This is a genomic window from Sphingorhabdus sp. (assembly GCF_044239665.1).
Lineage (GTDB): Bacteria > Pseudomonadota > Alphaproteobacteria > Sphingomonadales > Sphingomonadaceae > Sphingorhabdus_B.
In genome coordinates this window covers 1-22932 of record NZ_JBIIBA010000016.1, presented here as the reverse complement: position 1 = coordinate 22932, position 22932 = coordinate 1, and the positions used below count along the sequence as shown (strand labels likewise).

The window sequence follows — 22932 nt, the reverse complement described above, 5'->3', positions numbered from 1 at the left end:
TCAGTCCGCCATAGCTGGTTGTTGTCCCGGCGTGGAGTCGCCCGGTTTCAAAAAGAAAACCAGCGGGCTAACGACAATCAATATGATCATCATCAGTTTGAAGTCGTCGAGATAGGCAATCATAGCTGCCTGCCGGTTGATCTCCAAATTGACCATTTGCATTGCAGCTTCGCCCATCGACCCTAAACGGTCCGCCGTTGACGGGTCAATTGCGCGCATTGATGAAGCCGTGACATGTGATGCGAGGTCTTCGTGGCTTGTCTGCATATTGCGGGCGAGCATGGTCGTCATGACAGATATGCCGAAACTGCCGCCCAAGCTTCGGAACAAATATAACAGGCTTGAGCCATCGGTCCGCATCCGCATCGGCAGCGTGGAAAATGCGACGCCATTGAGCGGGATGAAAACTAAACCCATGCCAAAACCTTGGAATAGGCCGGTGTAGACGATCCAATGCCAGTCCATGTTTAAGGACCAGCGGGTCATGATCCACATGGATGCAGCGGTCATGAGAAAGCCGATAAAGATCAAGATACGCGGGTCGACTTTATCGGTCAATTTGGCGGCTATAAACATGGCAAATATTATGCCTACTCCGCGCGGCGCGAGCAGCACGCCAGTGTCATAGACGCTGTATCCATATAGATTCTGGAGCATAGGTGGCAACAATGCGAAAATACCGAACATCATCATACCCACCAGCAACATCATGTTCAGCGAAATGAGGAAGTTACGGTCGGTCACCAACAGCCGCTCAAACATTGGACGACGCGTTGTCATTTGATGGACGGCAAACATCCAAAGTGCCGCCAATACGATGATCAACTCAATAATGATTTCCCAGCTTTGCAGCCAATCCTCCTGCTGCCCGCGATCAAGCAACAACTGTAGGGTCGCCAAGCCAATCGCCAGCATAGCAAAGCCGAAGCGATCAAGTTCGCGGCGATTGATCGGGCGGGAAGGTAATAGCCACCACAAAATTGCCAAGGTGGGAATGCCGATGGGTAGGTTGATATAAAATACCCAGCGCCAGTTGTAATTTTCGGTTAGCCACCCGCCAATCATCGGGCCCAAGATAGGCGCTATCATGATCCCCATACCCCAGATCGACATCGCCCGCGGTGCCTCCGACGGCTTGTTGATGTCGAGCATGATGGTTTGGGAAAGCGGACCGATGAACGCGGCGCATACGCCTTGAAGTATCCGAAACGCCACCATTTCAGATAGGCTCGTTGCGATACCACACAGCATAGACGCCAGGATAAACCCAGCCACCGCGCCCAGAAACAGATTTCGCGAACCGACCCGGTCGGCAAGCCAACCCGTGATAGGCATCGCAACGGCGCTGGCCACAATGTAGCTGGTCAGGACCCAGGTGATGGTATCCATCGTCGCACCAAGGCTGGTTTGCATATGTGGGATAGCCACATTGGCGATGGTCGAGTCCAATATCTGGATAATCGTCGCACCCATGACGGCAAGCGTCAGCAGTGCCTTGTGCTTAACCGGATAGGCCGGTTGATCGAGCGGATTACTTATCGGTATCGATGCGGACATGTGCCGACAGCCCCGCAATCATTGCACGCTTTGGCTTGTCGGTAATGGCGATCCGCACAGGCACGCGCTGCGTTACCTTCACCCAATTTCCATTGGCGTTCTGTGCTGGCAGCACAGAAAATTCCGACCCAGTCCCAGCGCCAATGCTCGATACTTTACCGCGAACTTTCAGTTCCGGATACGCATCGAAGGTTATTTCCGCAGGCTGTCCAACCCGCATATGGGCAAGGTCGGTTTCTTTGAAATTTGCCTCAATCCAGCTTTTATTGCTGGCAACTATGGTCACCCCAGGTAGGCCCTGAACCATCATCTGGCCGAGCTGTAAACGGTCGGCCTGACTTACCACGCCGGACACAGGCGCGCGCACTTCGGTACGCGCAAGGTTCAACAGCGCTTGTTCGCGTTGCGCTTGACCCGCCTTTATGGCCGGATTGATTCCAGGTGCGGCAGGGCCAGAGGCGAGTGCCGCGCGCGCCTTTGTGGCGTTGGCCTGAGCCGATGCAACGCGGCTACGCGCGTCAGACAAAGCGTGTTCAGCCGCCTGCAAACGGGCGCGCGTCGTAAAACCAGCCTGCATGAGCGCGCTTTGCCGCTGATATTCTTTTTCGTAAAATGCAACGTCTTCAAGCGCACTTTCGATATCTACGCCAGTGGTCTGATATTCGGTTTGAAGGGACGATACGCGCACTTGTGCGGCCGCAATTGTTGCGTCGGCTTGTTCAATGGCAATGCGGTAGGGCGCAGGGTCAATCCGGAACAAGAGATCACCTGCGTTGACGACATCATTTTCCTGAACAGCCACATCAATAATGCGCCCGCCGACCTCAGCCGAAATCGAAACCTTGTCCTGTTGAACATAGGCATTGTCCGTCGATACATAATGGTCGTTCGCAATATAATATGCGGTCGCACCGCCGACGAGCAGCAATGGAACTGAACCGAGCAGGGCCAAGCGCGCGAAACGGCGGGGCTTGGCCGGGATGTTTGCCCTGACGTCAATGTGCGGGTCAGCGTCAGCCATGCGACACCTCAAGCGGCTTGCGTGTCAAATTCGCGCGAATGATATTCAACATGGCTTCCAATTCCAAACGTTGGGCGGCATCCAGTCCAGCCAATGCGTCGTCAAACAGCGCAAGGGCGGTTGGACGCAAAGCCTCAATTTTTTGCTCGCCGTCGGGGGTTAGATGAAGCCGCCAACTCCGGCGATCTGCTGGGTCCGCCCGACGCTCTACCAAGCCCGCATCCTGCAGCCGGTCAACCATTCTACCAAGCGTGATGGGTTCTACATCAAGCATGTCCGCGACGGTTACTTGCGTGCTGCCATCGAAACGCTTCAGCAACGCAAGCACGCGCCATTGGGGACGTGTCACTCCCATGACCCGCGCCCGTTCGTCAAACGACCGTCGCAGCAGGCGTGCGGCATCACCCAAAAGAAAACCAAGATCGTCGCTCATGCTTAGCACATAATAGCTATGCTTATTATATGCAAGGCGATTAGGGGTATAAGGCGCAATCACCGGAAAAAACTTCCCTGACAGAAACGGGCGTGGCAATAGAGCAAGGTCAAATCCGAGAAGGCAAAGAAGTCACTGATGATTATATCCGACAGTTTCCAAGCCGCCGATGGCGTCGAGATCGCGTGGCGCGAGACGGGGCAGGGGCGACCGTTGCTGCTCATCCACGGGTTTATGTCCGAAGCCGACACCAATTGGATAAAATATGGCCATGCCGCAGCCCTGGCCAGTGCGGGGTACCGCGTAATCATGCCGGACCTGCGCGCGCATGGCATAAGTGGCAAACCCCATGACCCCAAATTTTATACGCGCGATATTCTGGCAGATGACCAATTTGCGTTGCTCGCGCATTTGGATATCACCGATTATGACCTTGGCGGTTATTCGCTTGGCGGGCGGACGGTTTCGCGGATGCTCGCGCGTGGCGCAGCACCCGGTAGGGCCATTATTTCAGGCATGGGTCTGGAAGGCCTCACGCATACCGGAAACCGGGGCGCGCATTTTCGTAATGTCTTCGACAATTTGGGGCAGCATGAAAAGGGCTCGCCTGCATGGATGGCGGAGGCGTTCCTGAAAACCACCGGTGGTGACCCAGCGGCATTGCGGCATATTTTGGATAGCTTTGTCGACACCGATGCGGCCGAAATTGCCAGTTGGACCCTGCCGGTTGCTGTTGTGTGTGGTGAACAAGATCACGATAATGGCTCCGCAGCCGACCTCGCGGCGCTGTTGCAACATGGGAAACTGTTTACAGTGCCCGGCAACCATATGAGCGCGGTAACCAAGCCGGAACTGGGGCAAGCCTGTGTCGCGGCATTGACGGGTGACCCATGGTGACGTTGCCGCCTTTCGACATTCAGCCCGAATTGATGGGTGAGCGGGTGGTGCTGCGGCCGTTATGGACGACGGATTATGACTCGCTCTATGCCGTGGCGTCTGACCCGGAGATTTGGGCCATGCATCCGTTTCGTGATCGGTACAAAAGGGAAGTTTTTGACGACTTTTTTGCCGATGCCATGGCATCGCAGGGTGCCTTTGCCATTTTGGACCGCGCGACAAATGATATCATCGGCGGCACGCGCTTTGCCAGTTATGATCCGACAACGTCAGAAATAGAAATTGGCGGTACCTTCTTTGCGACGGCATATTGGCGGACAGGCATCAATCGCGAGGTAAAGGCGCTGATGCTAAGGCATATATTCCAATTTGTGCGTATTGTTGTGTTTCAGGTTGGCGCAGATAATTTCCGTTCACGCACGGCGGTGGAGCGATTGGGCGGTAAGCTCGTGCTAGAATATAAGCGCGATCATGGCGGGCAATTGCATGACTACACAACCTATCATCTAACGCGCGAGGATGCTCTGTCAGGGGCGTTGGCGAATATTTTGGAGCTTGTGTAGCTATGCGCGAGGAAAGTGTTCTGGAAAGACGTTTTTGGAGGTTCTGGCTGTTCGGTATTTTGTTGCTTGCGGCACAAATTGTCACCAATGTCTGGCTGGTCACTGAAGCCACACCATTGGGCATGAGCGACCATCAGGCAGCGGGAAATGCAGTGCGCGTGGAAGCCATTCATGCAGGTTGGGTGGCCGCAGGTGTCATGGACTTGGCCATTTACAGCATGGAGTTAGACCTCATCTTTATTGGGGTTTATGCATGGGGCGCTTTTGCAGGCGGGCGGATGTTTGCGGCCTCGCCGCAAGCGATGACTGCACGGCTTGGTAAGGTCATCATGGTCGCAGCCGTCGGTTTTGCCCTTGCCGATTATGCTGAGACCATAAGCCAACTCATTCAGGCGGCCGTTACCGGCGGGCATGATATGCTTGCAACTGTGGCGGCAACGGCGCGGCCTGTAAAAATGATATTGTTTCTTGTGACATTCTTAGGCGTTCTGGTCGCCTTGGCCATTCGAAGCTGGAAAAGCCGTGCGGCTTGACGCGAAAGACCGGAAGTTTCACCATCGCGCCTCATTACCTGTCAGGACCTTAATATGAAAAATCTTGTATCCATTGCCGCTTTGGCATTCGCCACGCTTTCCGCCCCCAGCATCGCCATGGCGCAGGATGCTCCGGCGACTGCATCTGCACCAACGGTATCTGATGCAGATGCCTTTGTTGCCCGCGCCGAAAAGGACCTGTTTGACTTCTCCATCGAGGCTGGCCGTGTCGCGTGGATTAATTCCACCTATCTGACCGATGACACGGACGCCATCGCGGCACGGTATGGTGAGATCGGCACAGAAAAGGCAGTTAGTTATGCACTTGAAGCTGCCAAATATCAGGCGCTTCCTAGCCTGTCTTATGACACAAAGCGCAAGTTGGATATCCTGCGCGGCGGTATAGTATTGCCCGCGCCGACGACGCCAGATGCGGCGGCGGAGCTTGCGACCATATCAACCAAGTTGCAGTCGGCTTATGGCAAGGGCCGGGGCACGTTGCGTGGCAAAGCCATAAACGGTTCCGATATTGAGGCCGAAATGGGTTCGAACCGCAATCCTGAAGAGTTGAAGGAAATGTGGGTAAGCTGGCACGACAATCTCGGCGCCCCCATGGGACCCGAATACAGGCGCATGGTAGAAATAGCCAATCAGGGTGCAGCCGAACTTGGCTATGCCGATGTGGGCGCGATGTGGCGGTCTGGCTATGATATGCCTGCGGATGACTTTGCCAAGCTGACCGACACATTATGGCGTGAGGTAAAGCCGCTCTATGACGAGTTGCACACCTATGTCCGCACGCAGCTGAACAAAAAATATGGCGATGCCGTTCAGTCTAAAACCGGACCAATCCGCGCAGATTTGCTCGGTAACATGTGGGCGCAGGAATGGGGTAATATCTATGACATTGTGGCGCCTGCCGGTTCTGGCGACATCGGTTATGACATTGGCGAATTGCTGGTAGCCAAGGGTTATAAGCAAACTGACATGGCGGATTTTGGTGCCAGTCGTGGCAAAGCAGAAAAAGACATGGTGAAAGTTGGCGAAGGCTTCTTCTCGTCGCTGGGTTTTGCGCCATTGCCAAAGACCTTTTGGGATCGCGCGCAGTTTATCAAGCCTGCCGATCGCGAAGTTGTTTGCCACGCTTCAGCTTGGAATGTGGATAATGTTGATGATCTGCGCATCAAAATGTGCATCAAGGTCAACACGGGCGATTTTGTGACTATTCACCATGAACTTGGTCATAATTATTATCAGCGCGCTTATAACAAGCAGCCTTATCTATATTTAAATGGTGCCAATGATGGTTTTCACGAGGCGATTGGCGACGCCATCGCTTTGTCGATAACGCCAAATTATCTCGTCCAGATCGGCTTGCTGGATCCGGCCCAGGTTCCGGGCGCAGATAAGGACAATGGCCTGTTGCTGCGTCAAGCCATGGACAAGGTCGCGTTTCTGCCATTTGGCTTACTCATCGATAAATGGCGTTGGGACGTGTTCAACGGCGCAATCGCACCTGCGAACTATAACAAAGGCTGGACTGATTTGCGCCTGCAGTATCAGGGTATTATTCCACCTGTGGAACGCCCGGCCGACCGTTTTGATGCGGGGGCCAAATATCATATCCCCGGCAACACGCCATATACGCGCTATTTTCTTGCCCGCATATTGCAGTTCCAGTTTTACAAGGCCGCTTGCGATATTTCCGGATGGAAGGGGCCGCTGCACCGTTGCTCGTTCTACGGCAACAAGGATGTTGGAACACGGTTGAACGCAATGCTCGAAATGGGGGCATCAAAGCCGTGGCCAGATGCGCTTCAGGCATTTACCGGCACGCGCGAAATGTCAGGCAAGCCGATGCTGGAATATTTTGCGCCGTTGATGAAATGGCTCAAGACGCAGAATAAGGGTGTTAAAAAGGGCTGGTAGCTAAAAATGGCCCCGCCGCAAAGCGCGGGGCCATTTGCATTATTTCTGTTAGGCGGTGGGTTTTGCTGCGGGTTTTGCTGGAGCAGGCTTCTTTGCGGCTGGCTGGGCCCGCGCGGCAGGCTTCGCAGCAGCGGCAGGCTTTGCAGCAGGCTTGACCACTGGCTTCTTCACAGCCGTCTTTTTAACAGCAGCTGTTTTGGCCGCGGGCTTCTTCGCCGCAGGCTTCGCATCGCTCGCAGTCTTGCGCGCATATGCTTTCTTGCCAGCCACTGCAGCGGCGGCGGCCGTTGCAATAACAGCGCCAGCCACGGCAGCGGACTTGCCCGGATTTTCCTTAATGATTGTGCCTGCGTTGGCGGCGGCAGTAGAGGCGGAATCGACGGCTGACTTGGCGGTGGTAGACGCAGTCTCCGCCGCCGAACGCGCCTTTCCGGAAAGGGTATCGGCCAGATCGCGTAATCTGGTCAAAATCGTGTTGAACACACTATTTGTTTCGGGCTTTCTTGACATCAGCCGTTCCTCCTTGGGTTGTAATGCAATGACGATAATCGTTTGGAGCCGCGTTCGTTCCTGCGTGCTTATCGGAATGGGGGTTCGTTGAATGCGCGCAACTTGCGGCTGTGTAAGCTATTTCCAGCCTCACGAAGCAACTCACATGTTTGAATGCCGATCTGTAAATGTGCGGCAATCGCCTCTTCGTAAAAACGGTTTGCTTGACCGGGTAACTTTATCTCGCCGTGCAGCGGTTTGTCGGAAACACATAACAATGTGCCGTACGGTACGCGGAAACGATAGCCCTGCGCCGCAATCGTTGCGGACTCCATGTCGATAGCAATCGCGCGGCTTTGCGAGAAACGAAGCGCCGAGGCGGAATAGCGCAATTCCCAATTTCGGTCATCGGTGGTAACAACAGTGCCTGTGCGCATCCGCCTTTTGAGATCCGCACCGCTGGTGCCTGACACATCTTCTGCCGCACTCGCCAAGGCTTGCTGCACTTCCGCAATCGGCGGGATGGGAATTTCCGGAGGCAGCACTTCGTCCAAGATATGGTCATCGCGCAAATAAGCATGGGCGAGGACATAATCGCCAATCCGCTGAGTCTCACGAAGGCCGCCGCAATGACCAATCATCAACCAAGCTTCGGGCCGAAGCACCGCCAAATGGTCGCAAATCGTTTTGGCATTAGATGGCCCAACGCCAATATTGACCAAGGTTATGCCCGAACGGTCCGGCGCGATCAGATGATAGGCCGGCATCTGGTGCCGACGCCATGTGCTGTCGGCGACAAGCTGCGTTGCATTATCTGTTGGCTGATCCACATATAGGCCACCTGCACCAGACAAAGCGGTATAGCGGCCCTTACCGACCTGCTTGCATGCCCAACTGACAAATTCATCAACATAACGGTGGTAGTTGGTAAACAGGATATAATGCTGCACATGCTCGGCTGGCGCGCCCGTATAGTGGCGTAAACGGGCCAATGAAAAATCGGTGCGGAGACCATCAAACAAAGCGAGTGGCGAACTATTATTGCCCCTGACGCGTAGAAGGCCATCGGCGATTTCGTCGCCAATATCGGCCAATTCCGTGGTGGGGAAATGGCGCGCAAGTTCGTTCGGGCTAACGGTCCCAAGCTCCAAATCGGCGGAACCATCGAGAACATAAGGGAAGGGTATCTCTTGGCGACTGCGGCCAACCGAAATCTCGAGTTCATATTGCTCATCCAAAAGGTCGAGCTGCACGCCAATATAATCGGCAAAAAGATCGGGCTTAGTGAAGGTCGTCCGGAACGTGCCAATCTTCTCCAGCTTGCCAAAGGCGAGGTTCGATTTGCTCTCGCGGGTCTTACCAGCATAAGTGATGACGAGTTCGGGATAGCAAAAGTCATTGTTTGCGCGCTGATCTGCAGAGGGTGGAACCCTGTCCTTCAAATAAGCAGCAAGCGCGGATTGAAGCCTTTTTACCGAAGATTCATATTCGGTAACAAGTTGATTAATTATGTTTTGAGCATAGTCACTAGGCATAAGCACGCTTCACCCAATTTTACGATTTTGGCAACAAAAAAGGGAGAGTCGCCTCTCCCTTTCAAATATCGTCTAGTCGGATTTTAAGAAAAATCAGAGCTGTCCGAGCATATATTCTGCTGAACTTACATTGAAATCACCCGGTGCTTCGACATTGACTTGCTCAACCACACCGTCGTTGACGATGAGCGAGAAGCGCTGCCCGCGCTTGCCCATGCCATAGGCGCTACCGTCCATTTCAAGGCCGAGCGCAGCAGCAAAATCACCATTTCCGTCGGCGAGCATCGTGATTGCGTCCGAACCGCCCGACTTGTTCCAAGCGCCCAAAACAAAGGCATCATTGACAGCGGTGCACGCGATTTCGTCAATGCCCTTGGCAGTGAGCTCCGCAGACTTTTCGACATAGCCAGGAAGGTGGCGTGCCGAGCATGTCGGCGTGAATGCGCCGGGTACGGAGAATAATGCAACGCGGCGTCCAGCGAAATAATCGGCGGACTGAACGGGTTGAGGGCCTTCGGCGGTCGCCTTGACCAGTTTGACGTCAGGGATTTTGTCGCCAATAGAGATGCTCATGAGAAATTTCCTTTAGCAAGATAGGGTGTTGCCGCTTCATCTGGGACGCGCTTTACCAAGTCAAGTAGACTATGTTTAACGCCCCATTTTTTGCGGTTAATGGGATGTGAAAGCGTTATGTTCCGAACAACACACCTATTGGAAATACATATAAAGCAATCTTTATATTTGATTTCCAAAAAATCCACAGCTATGAGCCGGGGCATCTAAAACCTCCCGGAGAATAAGCCTGTGGCTTTTAACGATTATGTCATTGCCGATATAGGCGAGGCCGATTTTGGCCGTAAAGAAATTAACATTGCTGAAACCGAAATGCCCGGCCTGATGGCGTTGCGCGAAGAATTTGGGGCGTCACAGCCTTTGAAGGGGGCGCGCATTGTTGGTTCACTGCACATGACGATACAAACCGCAGTGCTTATCGAAACGCTGACGGCGCTTGGCGCAGATGTGCGTTGGGCAACTTGCAACATTTTCTCAACACAAGACCATGCCGCCGCCGCCATTGCGGCGCAGAATATTCCTGTGTTTGCTGTCAAGGGCGAAAGCCTTGCGGATTATTGGGATTATGTCGGCCGCATCTTTGATTGGGGCGACGAGACCACTGCGAACATCATCCTCGACGATGGCGGCGATGCAACCATGTTCGCTTTGTGGGGCGCAAAGCTTGAGCGTGGCGAAAGCTTTGGTGAACCAGAGAATGAAGAAGAAGTCGAATTCCAGCGCGCGTTAAAGGCATTTGTTGCCAAAAAGCCGGGTTATCTCACGCAAACGGTGAAGAATTTGAAGGGCGTTTCGGAGGAAACAACCACGGGCGTTCACCGCTTGTACGAGATTGCGAAGAAGGGCGAGCTGCCATTCCCCGCAATCAACGTCAATGACAGCGTTACCAAGTCGAAGTTCGACAATTTGTACGGCTGCAAGGAATCGCTGGTCGACGCCATTCGTCGTGCCACTGATGTCATGCTCGCCGGTAAGGTTGCATGCGTTGCTGGCTTTGGGGATGTTGGTAAGGGCTCGGCGCAGTCGCTCCGTAATGGCGGCGCGCGTGTCATGGTCACGGAAGTAGATCCAATCTGCGCATTGCAGGCCGCCATGGAAGGTTTTGAAGTTGTGACAATGGAAGAGGCCGTGCAACGCGCGGATATCTTCTGCACAGCAACCGGCAATGCCGACGTTATCACGGCTGAGCATATGATGAACATGAAGCCCATGAGCATCGTGTGCAACATCGGTCACTTTGACAGTGAAATTCAAATCGCGGCTTTATCAAACTATAGCTGGACTGAAGTGAAGCCAGGAACCGATCTCGTTCAGTTCCCAGACGGAAAGCAGATCATTGTCCTTGCGAAGGGCCGCTTGGTGAACTTGGGTTGTGCAACCGGACATCCAAGTTTTGTGATGTCGGCAAGCTTCACCAATCAAGTGCTCGCGCAGATCGAGCTTTGGACAAATGGCGACAATTATAACAACCAAGTCTATGTTCTGCCTAAGCATCTCGACGAGAAAGTCGCGACGCTTCATCTCGAAAAGCTCGGCGTGAAGTTGACCAAGCTGACGGACAAGCAGGCCGGATATATCGGCGTTTCGACTGAGGGGCCATTCAAACCCGACCATTATCGTTATTAATCACATTTCAGTTTGAGATGAAAAGAAAGCCTGCTGCGGAAACGTAGCGGGCTTTTTTCGTTGCGTGTGCAGCGCATTTGGGCATTAGCATATCTGCGGCAACATAGAGGGCGCATGACGATGACAGGCACTGGCCTGCCCATTGCACTTATAGGGATTTTAATGGCGCTTTGGCTTGTAGGAGCCGCTGTTGCTATTTGGATAGGGCTGTCGATGCGCAACAAAGCGGCCCAAGTGCTGCGCCAGTCGGTGCGCCTTGGGCGCCTTTTGGAAACGGCTCCAGCTTTCCCTGTGGTGGTAAAAAGTGATGGCAGGATAGAGGCGGCGGAACGCTTCGCGCGAATGCTTGGTTTGGACGAACCTGCCGGCTCACTTGCGGAACTGGGCGGACGCGATAATGCCGGCCTTGGGCAAAAGGATTTGGCCGAACTGGAAGCTCGCGTGCGCGAAACGCAGCGCACGGGGAAGAGGTTCACACTGAACTTGGCAGTTAAAGGGGCCGACCGGAGGCTGACGGTCGTTGGCAGTATTGCGGACAATGTCATTTACCCCAATGGCGCAGCTTCATTGTGGTTTTTTGATTCCACCGAAAATGTGCGTGAACTGGAACAGCGGACGCGCGAATCTGACGAAGCGCGTTCCGCATTTTCGGCCTTGGCTGGCCTGATTGAAGCGGCCCCCATTCCCATGTGGCACCGTCGACCGGACATGAACCTGCATTTTGTGAACCAGGCATATGTTGAAGCCGTGGGCGCGACGGATGGGCTGCAGGTGGTCGATGATGGCATTGAATTACTGGAGCCTGAAAATGGCAGGAGCGCGGCCGATTATGCTGCCGAAGCTGCCGCTGAAAATACGCAAAAAGAGCGTATAGTTTCCGCGACGCTGAACGGGGAGCGCCGTCAGTTGCGGGTGTTCGATATTCCATTGGGCGCATCGGGTGTCGCCGGAGTTGCGATTGATGTTCAGGACCTAGTCGACACACAATTAGAAGTGCGTGAGTTGTCGGAGGCGCAACGCGACCTTTTGAACCTTATGTCTGCGGGCGTTGCGCAATTCGATGCGCGCCATGGGCTCAGTTTTGCTAATCTGCCATTTCAAAGCCTGTTCTCTTTTCGCGACCAATGGATCTCAGAAAAGCCGGAATTTGCGCGTGTGCTGGACCGTATGCGCGAAAATGGCAAGCTACCTGAAGTGCGTGATTTTCCGGCGTGGCGCAAAGAGCGTGAGGAGTGGTTTCGCGCGTCCGACCCTGCCGAAGAAAACTGGCTGCTTCCTGACGGCACACATTTGCGTGTTTTGGTCCAGCCAATCCCCGATGGGGGGCTGCTTATGATTTTTGAAGACCGCACGGAACAGGCGCAACTGGCGCGCGCGCGGGATATTTTGCTGCGCGTGCGGACCGCGACCTTTGATAATCTGTTCGGAGCGATTGCCGTTTTTGCGGCCGATGGGCGGTTAAGTATTTGGAACAGGCTTTTTGCCGAAACGTGGAAACTATCCGATGATCAACTGATCAAGCACCCCCGCTTAGATGAACTTTTGCCGCTATTGGCAGAGCATCTGAAAGAACCCACACAGATAACGGTCCTCGGTGAACTGATTAGGATGACTTCGTCCAACCGGTCGCAGCGCGAGGGCAAGGCGATCTTCGCTGATGGCCGCATGTTCCAAATTGCGACTATACCGCTGCCCGACGGCAATACATTGTTCACCATGCTCGACATGTCTGACACGTTGAAAATAGAGCAAGCCTTGCGCGACCGGAATAGCGCTTTGCAAGATGCAGATGCGATCAAGGGCAAGTTTTTGGCCAATATGAGCTATGAATTCCGCACGCCGCTGACATCGATAAGTGGTTTTGCGGACTTGCTAAAGGCGGGAATCGCAGGTGATTTGCCGCCGCAAGCGATGGAATATGTCGATGCCATCGTGCAATCGGCTGACCGGCTTTCAGAACAAATCAATACCGTGCTCGATTATAGTCAGGTTGAGGCAGGTGCCTTGCCGCTCGCGTTTGATTATATTGATGTGCCAGCCCTAGTGGAACAAATTGCTACGGCCAAGACGCAGATGGCAGAGGCAACTGGCGTCATGTTAAAGGTGGAGTGCGGCGAGGCAAAGGGCGGCATATCGCTCGATTCCAAACGCATTATCCAGGCCGTCGGCCAAGTATTGGACAATGCTATTCGTTACCATCGTCAGGGCGGTGAAGTGTTGTTCTTCGCACGATGGCGAGATGACATGCTTGAACTTGTCGTCTCCGATAACGGCCCGGGGATTGACGATAAAGATGTTCAGCGGCTCTCGCCTGAGGGTATGCCCACCGGAGACGGAGACGGAGACGGAGACGCTGCTGACGCCATGACCCGCGGGCTTGGCTTGCCCTTGGCGCGGCAAATCATTGAATCGCATGGAGGCACTTTCCATTTGCACTCTGCACAAGGAGAGGGAACCACAATCATCATGGCGCTACCGAAGAAATGATTATTGCAACAGATGAGGATATGCGCGCCTTTGGCCATGCACTCGCTAAAGATTTAAAGCGGTCAGATTGGGTCGCGATTAATGGCCCGCTTGGTGCAGGCAAAACCGTGTTGTGCGCAGGAATATTATCGGGCCTTGGTTTTGAGGGCGAAGTCGCCAGCCCATCTTACGCCATCGTTCACAGCTATGAACCGCCAGATGTTTTGGTTGCCGTTGCCCATGTCGATTTGTATCGCCTCGATGATGCAGACGAATTGGACGAACTGGGGCTGGCGGATGAACGCAGTGAACGCATCACGCTGGTTGAGTGGGCCGAACGCTTTGGTTCCGCTTATGTGGTACCAAGCCATAGCATCGACATAGCACCGCAATCGGACGGAAGCCGAATACTGACTTTGAAAATGGATAATGATGACACAAGCAACTAACATGGCGCCGCCCGCTGGCTTGGACGCATTTCTGCGCTTACATGGCTGGGAAGGCGCGCAAGTGTCGCCTGTTGCAGGTGACGCGTCTTTCCGCCGCTATTTTCGCGTGGCCTGCGCCAAGCGCGGCAAGGCGATTTTGATGGATGCGCCGCCTCCGCATGAAGATCCGCGCCCATTCATTCATATGGCGCAATATTTGAACGGACATCAGTTTCGCGCGCCCGAAATTTTTGCCACCGACCTGACCCGCGGCCTTTTGCTGATCGAGGATTTTGGCGACCGGCGGATGCGCGAGCATCTGGACGAACATCCTGAAGATGAGACCGCAGTATATCGCGCAGCCATTGATGCTCTCGTCGTTTTGGCGCAAACTCCTCCTGTGCAAGCGCAAGGCTATGACATAACGACATATATGCGCGAAGTGCAGTTGTTGTCCGAATGGTTTATGCCGGCCATGGGATTGTCATTTGATGGGCGCGAATTTGATCGCATCTGGACCCACGCGCTGGCTCCGCTTGCGGATTATCAAAAAGTCACCGTGTTACGGGATTATCACGCCGAAAATATCATGCTGCTGGACGATGGACAGCAGGGGATTATTGATTTTCAGGATGCTTTGGTGGGCCATCCGGCTTATGATCTGGTGTCCTTGCTGCAAGACGCACGCCGCGACGTTTCGCCCGCGCTTGAGGCGGAGATGCTGGCATATTATCATGATGCAGCAAAACCCGGGGCTGATTTTGACGCTCATTATGCCTTATTAGGCGCGCAGCGGAATACCAAGATTATTGGTATATTTACCCGGCTATGGAAGCGCGATGGCAAGGAACGTTATTTGTCGTTCCTGCCCCGCATGTGGGGGCTGTTGGAGCGCGACTTGGCCCATCCGGACCTTGCGCCGATCAAAATTTGGTTCGACACGCATATCCCTTCGGACATACGCCATAAAATACCTTCGGATTTAAACGTCGATGGTTAAGCATGTCGATACAGCGATGATCATGGCGGCGGGCAAGGGGACGCGCATGATGCCCCTGACCGCTGACCGGCCAAAGCCCCTGATCGAAGTAAGCGGCATTGCCTTACTCGATCATGTGCTTGGCCATTTGCGCGATGCCGGGGTCGGCAAGATCGTCGTCAACGTCCATTATCGGGCGGAGCAAGTAGAGCAACATTTGGCAGTTGCAGCGGCTGACTTGGATGTGCGTATCTCCGACGAACGTGATCTGTTGCGCGACACAGGCGGCGGTTTGGTGCACGCCTTGCCGCTCATTTCCGATGATCCCTTTATTTGCGTCAACGCCGATAATTGGTGGACCAATGCGGGCGAGAATGCGATCTCGCAGCTCATGGCGCATTGGGATGATGAGCGCATGGACGTTCTCATGCTCCTCATTCCGTTAGAGACCGCGTATAATAGCCAAGGCATTGGTGACTTTAACATGGATGCAGACGGACGCCTGTCGCGTCGCCAAGGGGACGCGCCTGCGTCTTATGTGTGGACCGGTATTCAGATGCTGTCAAAGCGCCTCATTGTCGATCCGCCTTCGGACGTGTTTTCCACCAACATATTCTGGGATCGCGCTATAGCCCAAGGCCGTTGCATGGGTATCGTGCATGAGGGGCTGTGGTTCGACGTCGGCTATCCAGCGGCAATTGCGGCAACCGAAGCGAAGTTGGCGGAACGATAAGGTGGATAAAGGCTCCGCCCCGCGTGCCCATATTTTCAATGTACCTTTGGGCAATGACCTATGTGATGTAACCGCGCAATGGATATTGCAGTCGGCGGGCGCGGACCCGCTTGCGATCAGCAACAACCTGCTCCTCCTGCCGAATAACCGCGCAATCAAGGCAATGACGGAGGCTTTTGTCCGGCTGGCAGCGCCCGGTATGCTGTTGCCGCATATGGTTGCCGTTGGTGACATGCAATTGGACGAAGCCTTGGGACCGATGCTTGACCCGATTGATGTAGACAGCGCAATATGGCCGGTAATTGCTCCATTTGAGCGGCTCATGCTTTTGGCTAAGCTCGTGAAAGACCAGCAGCCCGGTGATGACCCACTTTCGCCTGCGGAAGCGTTGCGACTTGCACGCAAGTTGGCAGAATTGATCGATGCGCTTGAGGTTGATCAGGTTGATTTTAGCCATTTCGTCGACATCAAAATCGAAGCCGATTTGGCTGGGCATTGGCAAAGCGCATATGGCGCGCTTTTGCAGATATTGCCCGCATATCAGGCGGCGTTAACCGCGCGCAAATTAATGGGACCAGCCGAGCGCCGGAACCATTTGTTGGCGGCGCTTGAACAGCGTTTGGCGCACAATATGGGTACAGATCCCATCATAGCGGTGGGAATAACGACCTCTGCAAAGGCGGTGGCCCGCTTGCTGCGCCGTGTGGCACTTATGCCAAACGGGCAGGTCATCTTACCGGGGGTTGACCTTAACCTGTCTGACGCGCGTTGGGATGATCTATCGCCCTCCATCGACGATGGCTCAGGCCTTTGGCGCCGTCATAATGTCGAGGTCCATCCGCAGTTTCATTTGAAGCATTTGTTGGAACTCATGGGCATCGACCGCAGCGAGATTGACGTCCTCCCGACCGCCAGAGCAGAGCCAGAAGCCGTGGCGATTTCAGAGATATTCTGCCTGCCGGAACATAGCATCGATTGGCAGCAGCTGCCAACACCGCGCAAAAGTCTTCCGCAGGCTAAATGGATTGAGGCAGAAGACAGCGCGCAAGAGGCCAAGGCAATCGCTGTGCGCATTAGGGGCGCGCTGGAAGTTGCCGCAAAGCGCGTTGCCCTCATTACGCCGGATCGCGAATTGGCCGTTCGGGTGGCTGGGCAGCTACGTCGCTGGAATATAGATGTTGACGACAGCGCAGGCATACCGTTGCTGCAAACACCGCCGGGCACGCTTGTGCTCGCGCTGGTGGACGCCATTTGGAGCCGCTTTTCCGCGTCGAGCATATTGGCCATTGCCAAGCACCCTTTGGTGTTTGCCGGCCCACAAAGGCTCGACTGGCTGGACCATGTACGGCAGCTTGATCTTGCATTGCGTGGCACTGCCAGCGGCATTGGGCTTGCGGCGATCACGCGGCGGTTGCAGACGGCGCGCAAACCAAATGAAGCGCTTATCGGATGGTGGTGTGGCGTTACCGCGCTTTTGTCACCGCTAGAGAACGCCGATGGTCAGCCGTTTGGCGATGTTCTTGCCACATTGCGCGATGTTGCAACGGCGCTTACCGATGGCGGGATTTGGCGTGGGGCAAGCGGTCGCGAACTGGGACGAAATTGGGAGGATGTAAGCGCGAGCGATTTGTCCACCCTTGGCCGTGTCGACGCAACGGGCTTGGTTGCGACGTTCAAGGAAATTTTCTCCGGCGCGGTTGTTCGTCCGCCTTATGGTGGGCACCCCCGCGTTGCGATTTACGGTTTGTTAGAAGCGCGCCTGCAACAGGCGGACCTGTTGATTTGTTCAGGCTTGAACGAAGGCACATGGCCGCAAATTGCGCAGCCCGATCCTTGGCTGGCCCCTGCTATAAGGCGCCACTTGAAATTGCCGACTTTGGACCGGAATATTGGCCTTTCGGCGCATGACTTGGCGACGGCGTTGGGCGCGCAAGAGGTGTTGCTGACGCGCGCGCGGCGGGATCGTGGCGGGCCCACGGTCGCTTCGCGCTTTTTGCTGCGGATCAAAGCGCTAATGGGGGAGGCGCTTGCGGTTGACGATCAACTATTGGCATGGGCCGACGCGCTGGATCGCCCTACCGAAAAGGAGCCGTTCACCACGCGGCCATTGCCGATGCCGAGCGCGGAGCAGCGTTTGGTTTCCTTGTCTGTCACCGATTTCGATCAGTTGAAATCTGACCCTTATTCCTTTTACGCCAAGCGTATCTTGGGACTTCCGGTGTTGGAAAAGGTTGATGCCGAGCCCAGCTTTGCTTGGCGCGGGAGCCTGGTGCACGATATATTGGAAAAATGGTTCACGCACGACGATTGCGCGGTTGATAAGCTCGTTGCGCGCGCTGATGCGTTGCTGGCGCAAGAGGCGAGTGACCCCTTGCTGCGCACATTATGGCAGCCGCGCATTGCCGCTGGTTTACGTTGGGTGGCCGATGAAACCAAACGCCTGATGACCGAAAAAGGCCGCGTCGTGGCGGTTGCCGAGCAACCCGGCACCGTCCATATCAAAGGCATTGCCGTCAGGGGGCGGGTCGACCGTATTGACCGGACCGCAGATGGCGATTTGGTCATCATCGATTATAAAACCGGCACGCCGCCATCGACCAAGCAAGTTAATGCGGGCTTTGCACTGCAACTTGGCCTTATCGGTTATATGGCACAGGAGATGGCTATCAAGGGCGTGTCAGGCATGGCGAGCAACTTTGAATATTGGAGCCTTGCCAAGAAAAAGGATGTTTTCGGGCATATTGTCGTGCCCACAAGCACGCGCCCCGCGGACAACAAGCCGGAGCGCGGAGACTTCGTTGCCTTTGCGGTTGAACAAGCAGAGATCGCGATCGGCAAGTGGATATTGGGTGAAGCACCCTTTACCGCAAAACTGCACCCTGAATTCGCTTTTTATGGCGATTATGACCAATTGATGCGCTTGCAGGAATGGAATGGCCGTCAGGCAATTTCGGAAGAGGCGGTATGAGCGCGGAATCCAAAAAGCTGCACCCGTTGATACCGGCGCAAAGTGACGCCGTTGTGCCGCGCGACAATATTTGGCTCAGCGCATCGGCAGGAACAGGCAAAACGCAAGTGCTCACCGCGCGCGTCATTCGGCTGTTGCTGGAAAATGATGTCGAGCCGGAAAATCTGTTGTGCATCACCTTTACCAAGGCTGGCGCGTCCGAAATGGCCGACCGCATCAATCAGCTTTTGGCGACTTGGGTGCAGATGGACGGCACAGCTTTGGGCGAGGACCTTAAAGCAATCGGTGCAGATTATAGTCCTGACGCCCGCAAGAAAGCGCGGCAATTGTTCGCCAAGGTTCTGGATGCGCCCGGCGGCGGGTTGCAGATTTTGACCATCCACAGCTTCTGCCAATCGTTGCTCGGCAGTTTTCCGCAAGAGGCAGGATTGGTCCCGGGCTTTAAGCCGGTGGAGGGACGCGAGCAGCGCGAGTTGCTCGACGCAGCGCTTGCAAACTTGGTCCTTGATGCCGAAGCGCGCGATGACCTCAAGATCATTGCCAATTTGCAGGAATTGAGCCTGAACATGGGTGAGGATGGCGCCTTGCGCTTCTTACACCGCACGGCTGCTGCGCCGGACGTGATGGCGTCTATCCCTGATGACGCAGGCGCAGTGGTCTGGGCGCGGCGGTTGGCGGATGTCAGCTTTTCAGGTTCCGTGGAAGAAATGTTGGAGGCGGCGTTTGCCGACGAACATATTCCGCGCGCTAAGCTGCAATGCATTATAGACGCCAATTTGGTCTGGGGCAAAAATAAAGCCGACAGCCGTGGCGGCAAGCGTGCGGCGGTGCTTCAGAACTGGCTGTCTTGTTCTCCGACCGAGCGGGCCGCTTCATTCGCGGAGCTCCATGGTTGCTGGTCAACCAAGGACGGCGAAATGCAGAATTCGTCTAAGAACTTTACACCAATTTCGGATGATTATGCCGCACAAGCGTTGGAGATGTTCGTATGGACCAATGCGTTGCTCGGCGAAGTCGCGCGCGCGCAATATGCCGATAGGTTGGCGCGGGCCTTGTTGGTGGGCAAAGAATTTGCAGCCCAATATAGCAAGGCGAAACACGCGCTTGGGGCGGTGGATTTCGACGACATGATCCGGCGCACGGCGGCGTTGCTGCAACATGGTCAAATGGCCGATTGGGTGCGGTTTAAGCTGGATCGGCAGATCGATCATATATTGGTCGACGAAGCGCAGGACACCAACGCCGCGCAGTGGGATATCATCAGCGCACTTAGCGACGATTTTTACAGCGGCATGGGTGTGAAGCCCGACAGGATACGTACTTTATTTTCCGTCGGCGATTTCAAACAAGCCATTTACGGTTTCCAAGGGACCGCCCCTGAACGCTATGAAGCAGCGGGCGTCTCCTTTGCCGAGCGTATCGGTAAATCGGGATCCGCGTTGAACTGGCTTACCCTGTCGCAAAGCTTCCGTTCGACACCGCCAATCCTCGATTTTGTGAATGCCGTTATCGAAGAAGCTGGTCCTGAAAGTTTCGGCATAAAAGGTGAAATCGCCGCGCATTATGGCGACAAGCCGCATATCGGCATGGTCGAGTTGCTGGAGCCCATATCCGCCAAACCCAATGAGCAGGATGACAGTGTTTCGGACGAGGAAGAAGATTGGTTCAGCGACGAAAAACGCGCGCTGGCCGAAAGGCTGGCGGACCATGTCAAGGCGCTGATTGACGCAAAACCTTGGTTGGTCAGCAAGGGGCGCCCCCTTGAACCGGGCGATATCATGTTTCTGTTGCGCAGGCGCGGCGACATGGCGTCGATGCTGGTGGCGCAATTGCACGAACGCAATGTGCCCGTTGCCGGTATCGACAGGCTTCGATTGTTGCAGCCTTTGGTGGTGCAGGATTTGCTGGCCGCGATAAAATTTGTGCTTCAGCCCAATGATGATTTTAGCCTGGCCTGTGTGTTGGTTTCGCCCATTATTGGCTGGTCTCAAGAAACGTTGCTCCAATATGGCTATGTCGGCGACCGCAAGGGCAGTCTTTGGCAGCATATTCGTGATCGGCCTGAGCTTGAGGAACAGATCGCCCCGCTGCGCGACATTCTGGCAATGGCCGATTTCACGACGGTCTATCATTTCCTTGAGCAAATATTGTCAGGCCCCATCGGCGCGCGGCGGAAATTCACCGCGCGGCTGGGCAATGAGGTTTTGGTACCCATTGAAGAAATGTTGAATTCCGCGTTGCAATTTGAACAGCAACATAGCGGGGGCTTACAAAAATTCATTGCATGGTTTGACCGTGGTGACGCCGAAATCAAACGCGAGGGCGATAGCAGTAGCAGCAAGGAGGTCAGGATCATGACCGTCCATGGTGCAAAGGGGTTGCAGGCTCCCGTGGTCATTTTGGCCGATGTCACATCTGACCCGACGAAAAAACCGGACCAGTCTGTTGAACTGTTGATGGACGAGGGGCATCGCACGCCATTATTGCCGATCCGCAAGGCAGAACAATCCGGCCGGTTGTTAGACATTATCGACATGCAGAAGACCCGCGAGCTGCAGGAGCATAAGCGTTTGCTCTACGTCGCGATTACGCGCGCCGAGGAGCGGCTCATTATGGCTGGGTCTTTGGGCATTAGCCGCAAGGGAGAGCCGCCAGTCGAAAGCTGGTATGCGCTTTTGCAGCGGGGCATGGCGGCGCTTGGGGCCGATTGGGAGGATGAAGCGCGCTGGGGCAGGGTGATGCGTCATGTTGGACTACATGGTGCCTCCTTGGCGCCCCCAGAGGGCAGCATAAATGCCGCTGCACTGACGGAACCTTTGGTTGCCGCACCGCATTGGCTTTTCGCGCCAGCGCCAGCCGAGCAACGCCCGCCGCGTCCTTTAGTCCCATCGCGTTTGGACGATGACGATTATGGTGACGCGCCAGCCAATTCGGCGATGCGCAAAGCGGCGGCCCGTGGCAAGCTGATCCACGCTCTATTGGAGCGCATGACTGACAAGGTATCGCTGCAAAAGGCGGAGCAATATTTGGCGGCGCAGATGCCTGATAATGATATTGACCAGGCCAGCCTTATCGCCGAGGTTCGCGCTATTTTGGAAAGTCCGCAATGGGCCCCGTTTTTTGGTCCATCCGCACGCGCCGAGGTGCCATTGGTTGCCGTGGTAGGCGAAACGGTTATCAATGGACGGATTGACCGATTGTTGGTTGAACCCGGTCTGGTGCGTGCGATCGATTTCAAAACGGGTCGGCAGGTGCCGCAAGATGAACACGGTGTTCCGGTCCCACATTTGCGGCAAATGGCGCATTATCGCGCCGCATTGCAGACGATTTTCCCAGCTTCGCGGATTGAAGTATCACTGCTGTTCACCCACGCGCCGCATTTCATCACGCTTTCAGATGCTATCTTGGCAACATATTACCCCGCCTCTTGACGCTTCAAGCAAAACTATTGCGCATGGTGCTTGTCAGTCCTTGGCGGGGCGAATACATGGGGTGTAACAAAGGAGATTGATATGGCTACCAAAACCGTTGGTGATAATGACTTCGCCGCAACCGTGCTGGCATCAGGCAAACCCGTATTGGTCGATTTCTGGGCCGAATGGTGCGGCCCATGTAAAATGATTGGCCCAAGCCTTGAGGAAATCAGTGAAGAATTGGCCGGACAGGTCGAGATTGTGAAACTGAACATTGATGACCACCCCGATACGCCTGCCAAATATGGCGTGCGCGGGATTCCGACGATGATCCTGTTCAAGGGCGGCGAAATTGCCGACACTAAGGTCGGCGCTGCGCCCAAGGCACAATTGAAAAGCTGGCTCGAAGCCGCGCTTTAAGGGCAGGGCCCTAGCTGCGATAATCGGCGTTGATGCTTATGTAACCATGGGTCAGATCGCACGTCCACACTGTGGCGTGTCCTGACCCAAGGCCCAGATCGACGCCGATCTCGATTTCTTTTTGCTGTAAATGGCGCGCGACTGGCGCTTCATCATAATCCGCAACCGCAAGGCCGTTGCGCGCGACCAATGTTGCGCCAAAGCGGATCGAAAGCGTATCGCGGTTTGCCGGTTCGCCGGCTTTACCCACGGCCATTACGACGCGGCCCCAATTGGCATCCTCACCCGCAATAGCCGTTTTGACCAAGGGCGAATTGGCGATTGCTAACCCGACGCGCCGCGCGCTGTCGTTGCTGACGGCCCCCGTAA

Annotated in this window: 19 protein-coding genes; 12 read left to right on the top strand and 7 right to left on the bottom strand. The window is 54.9% G+C overall.

The features are described 5' to 3' along the window. The 3 genes from ACILP3_RS06540 to ACILP3_RS06530 are packed head-to-tail and all read right to left on the bottom strand — an operon-like array spanning position 1 to position 3011. The gene (locus ACILP3_RS06540; RefSeq protein WP_395615851.1) at positions 1–1557 is read right to left on the bottom strand and encodes a DHA2 family efflux MFS transporter permease subunit; all 1557 of its coding nucleotides are present in this window, start codon (positions 1555–1557) and stop codon (positions 1–3) included. Then, entirely contained in the window at positions 1532–2578 is a 1047-nt protein-coding gene (locus ACILP3_RS06535; protein WP_395615850.1) for an HlyD family secretion protein, read from the bottom strand. Before ACILP3_RS06535 ends, ACILP3_RS06540 begins: the two co-directional genes overlap by 26 nt. Next, positions 2571–3011 (bottom strand): MarR family winged helix-turn-helix transcriptional regulator, encoded by a 441-nt coding sequence (locus ACILP3_RS06530; RefSeq protein WP_395615849.1) that lies wholly within the window; start codon positions 3009–3011, stop codon positions 2571–2573. Before ACILP3_RS06530 ends, ACILP3_RS06535 begins: the two co-directional genes overlap by 8 nt. Positions 3012–3149: 138 nt before the next feature. Here ACILP3_RS06530 and ACILP3_RS06525 point away from each other — a divergent pair, with 138 nt between their 5' ends. From ACILP3_RS06525 to ACILP3_RS06510, 4 genes are read left to right on the top strand one after another with little or no spacing between them, the layout of a single operon-like run. After that, entirely contained in the window at positions 3150–3908 is a 759-nt protein-coding gene (locus ACILP3_RS06525) for an alpha/beta fold hydrolase (protein WP_395615848.1), read from the top strand. Next, a complete protein-coding gene (locus ACILP3_RS06520; RefSeq protein WP_395615847.1) occupies positions 3902–4471 on the top strand; it encodes a GNAT family N-acetyltransferase in 570 nt (189 codons plus the stop codon). Before ACILP3_RS06525 ends, ACILP3_RS06520 begins: the two co-directional genes overlap by 7 nt. 2 nt (positions 4472–4473) lie before the next feature. Next, entirely contained in the window at positions 4474–5004 is a 531-nt protein-coding gene (locus ACILP3_RS06515) for a hypothetical protein (protein ID WP_395615846.1), read from the top strand. Positions 5005–5058: 54 nt separating this feature from the next. Beyond that, positions 5059–6933, top strand: a complete 1875-nt coding sequence (locus ACILP3_RS06510; protein WP_395615845.1) for a M2 family metallopeptidase — start codon at positions 5059–5061, stop codon at positions 6931–6933. A gap of 48 nt (positions 6934–6981) precedes the next feature. On the opposite strand, the gene ACILP3_RS06505 is transcribed toward ACILP3_RS06510, so the two are convergent. The 3 genes from ACILP3_RS06505 to ACILP3_RS06495 form a co-directional block, all read right to left on the bottom strand. Then, positions 6982–7443 (bottom strand): hypothetical protein, encoded by a 462-nt coding sequence (locus ACILP3_RS06505; protein ID WP_395615844.1) that lies wholly within the window; start codon positions 7441–7443, stop codon positions 6982–6984. Positions 7444–7511: 68 nt separating this feature from the next. Then, positions 7512–8957, bottom strand: a complete 1446-nt coding sequence (locus tag ACILP3_RS06500; RefSeq protein WP_395615843.1) for an AMP nucleosidase — start codon at positions 8955–8957, stop codon at positions 7512–7514. A gap of 93 nt (positions 8958–9050) precedes the next feature. After that, entirely contained in the window at positions 9051–9530 is a 480-nt protein-coding gene (locus tag ACILP3_RS06495) for a peroxiredoxin (RefSeq protein WP_395615842.1), read from the bottom strand. Between the two features lie 231 nt (positions 9531–9761). On the opposite strand from ACILP3_RS06495, the gene ahcY reads away from it, so the two are divergent. From ahcY to trxA, 8 genes are all read left to right on the top strand, one after another. After that, positions 9762–11156: an adenosylhomocysteinase gene (gene ahcY / locus ACILP3_RS06490; protein WP_395615841.1), complete on the top strand. Its 1395-nt coding sequence runs from the start codon at positions 9762–9764 to the stop codon at positions 11154–11156. A 114-nt stretch (positions 11157–11270) separates the two neighbouring features. After that, positions 11271–13643: a PAS-domain containing protein gene (locus ACILP3_RS06485; RefSeq protein ID WP_395615840.1), complete on the top strand. Its 2373-nt coding sequence runs from the start codon at positions 11271–11273 to the stop codon at positions 13641–13643. Further along, positions 13640–14071, top strand: a complete 432-nt coding sequence (gene tsaE, locus ACILP3_RS06480; RefSeq protein WP_395615839.1) for a tRNA (adenosine(37)-N6)-threonylcarbamoyltransferase complex ATPase subunit type 1 TsaE — start codon at positions 13640–13642, stop codon at positions 14069–14071. Before ACILP3_RS06485 ends, tsaE begins: the two co-directional genes overlap by 4 nt. Position 14072: 1 nt before the next feature. After that, complete coding sequence (locus ACILP3_RS06475; RefSeq protein ID WP_395615879.1) at positions 14073–15050, top strand: aminoglycoside phosphotransferase family protein; 978 nt, start codon at positions 14073–14075, stop codon at positions 15048–15050. Then, positions 15043–15762 carry a nucleotidyltransferase family protein gene (locus tag ACILP3_RS06470; protein ID WP_395615838.1) on the top strand — a complete coding sequence of 240 codons (720 nt, stop codon included), beginning with the start codon at positions 15043–15045 and terminating at the stop codon, positions 15760–15762. The genes ACILP3_RS06475 and ACILP3_RS06470 overlap by 8 nt, the downstream gene beginning before the upstream one ends. Before the next feature lies 1 nt (position 15763). Continuing rightward, entirely contained in the window at positions 15764–18730 is a 2967-nt protein-coding gene (gene addB, locus ACILP3_RS06465) for a double-strand break repair protein AddB (RefSeq protein ID WP_395615837.1), read from the top strand. Further along, positions 18727–22161, top strand: a complete 3435-nt coding sequence (gene addA, locus ACILP3_RS06460; protein ID WP_395615836.1) for a double-strand break repair helicase AddA — start codon at positions 18727–18729, stop codon at positions 22159–22161. The genes addB and addA overlap by 4 nt, the downstream gene beginning before the upstream one ends. Positions 22162–22242: 81 nt before the next feature. Continuing rightward, entirely contained in the window at positions 22243–22563 is a 321-nt protein-coding gene (gene trxA, locus ACILP3_RS06455; RefSeq protein ID WP_295446243.1) for a thioredoxin, read from the top strand. Positions 22564–22573: 10 nt separating this feature from the next. Here trxA and ACILP3_RS06450 read toward each other — a convergent pair. Then, on the bottom strand, positions 22574–22932 hold a 359-nt coding region (locus ACILP3_RS06450), incomplete at its 5' end, for a bifunctional ornithine acetyltransferase/N-acetylglutamate synthase (RefSeq protein ID WP_395615835.1).

Coding starts and splice junctions, on each gene's coding strand:
- ACILP3_RS06485 (WP_395615840.1), top strand. CDS start 11,271: ATGACGATGACAGGCACTGGCCTGCCCATTGCACTTATAGGGATTTTA.
- ACILP3_RS06520 (WP_395615847.1), top strand. CDS start 3,902: ATGGTGACGTTGCCGCCTTTCGACATTCAGCCCGAATTGATGGGTGAG.
- addA (WP_395615836.1), top strand. CDS start 18,727: ATGAGCGCGGAATCCAAAAAGCTGCACCCGTTGATACCGGCGCAAAGT.
- ACILP3_RS06540 (WP_395615851.1), bottom strand. CDS start 1,557: ATGTCCGCATCGATACCGATAAGTAATCCGCTCGATCAACCGGCCTAT.
- ACILP3_RS06535 (WP_395615850.1), bottom strand. CDS start 2,578: ATGGCTGACGCTGACCCGCACATTGACGTCAGGGCAAACATCCCGGCC.
- ACILP3_RS06515 (WP_395615846.1), top strand. CDS start 4,474: ATGCGCGAGGAAAGTGTTCTGGAAAGACGTTTTTGGAGGTTCTGGCTG.
- ACILP3_RS06525 (WP_395615848.1), top strand. CDS start 3,150: ATGATTATATCCGACAGTTTCCAAGCCGCCGATGGCGTCGAGATCGCG.
- ACILP3_RS06470 (WP_395615838.1), top strand. CDS start 15,043: ATGGTTAAGCATGTCGATACAGCGATGATCATGGCGGCGGGCAAGGGG.
- trxA (WP_295446243.1), top strand. CDS start 22,243: ATGGCTACCAAAACCGTTGGTGATAATGACTTCGCCGCAACCGTGCTG.
- ACILP3_RS06510 (WP_395615845.1), top strand. CDS start 5,059: ATGAAAAATCTTGTATCCATTGCCGCTTTGGCATTCGCCACGCTTTCC.
- ACILP3_RS06505 (WP_395615844.1), bottom strand. CDS start 7,443: ATGTCAAGAAAGCCCGAAACAAATAGTGTGTTCAACACGATTTTGACC.
- tsaE (WP_395615839.1), top strand. CDS start 13,640: ATGATTATTGCAACAGATGAGGATATGCGCGCCTTTGGCCATGCACTC.
- ACILP3_RS06495 (WP_395615842.1), bottom strand. CDS start 9,530: ATGAGCATCTCTATTGGCGACAAAATCCCTGACGTCAAACTGGTCAAG.
- ACILP3_RS06530 (WP_395615849.1), bottom strand. CDS start 3,011: ATGAGCGACGATCTTGGTTTTCTTTTGGGTGATGCCGCACGCCTGCTG.
- ACILP3_RS06500 (WP_395615843.1), bottom strand. CDS start 8,957: ATGCCTAGTGACTATGCTCAAAACATAATTAATCAACTTGTTACCGAA.
- ACILP3_RS06475 (WP_395615879.1), top strand. CDS start 14,073: ATGGCGCCGCCCGCTGGCTTGGACGCATTTCTGCGCTTACATGGCTGG.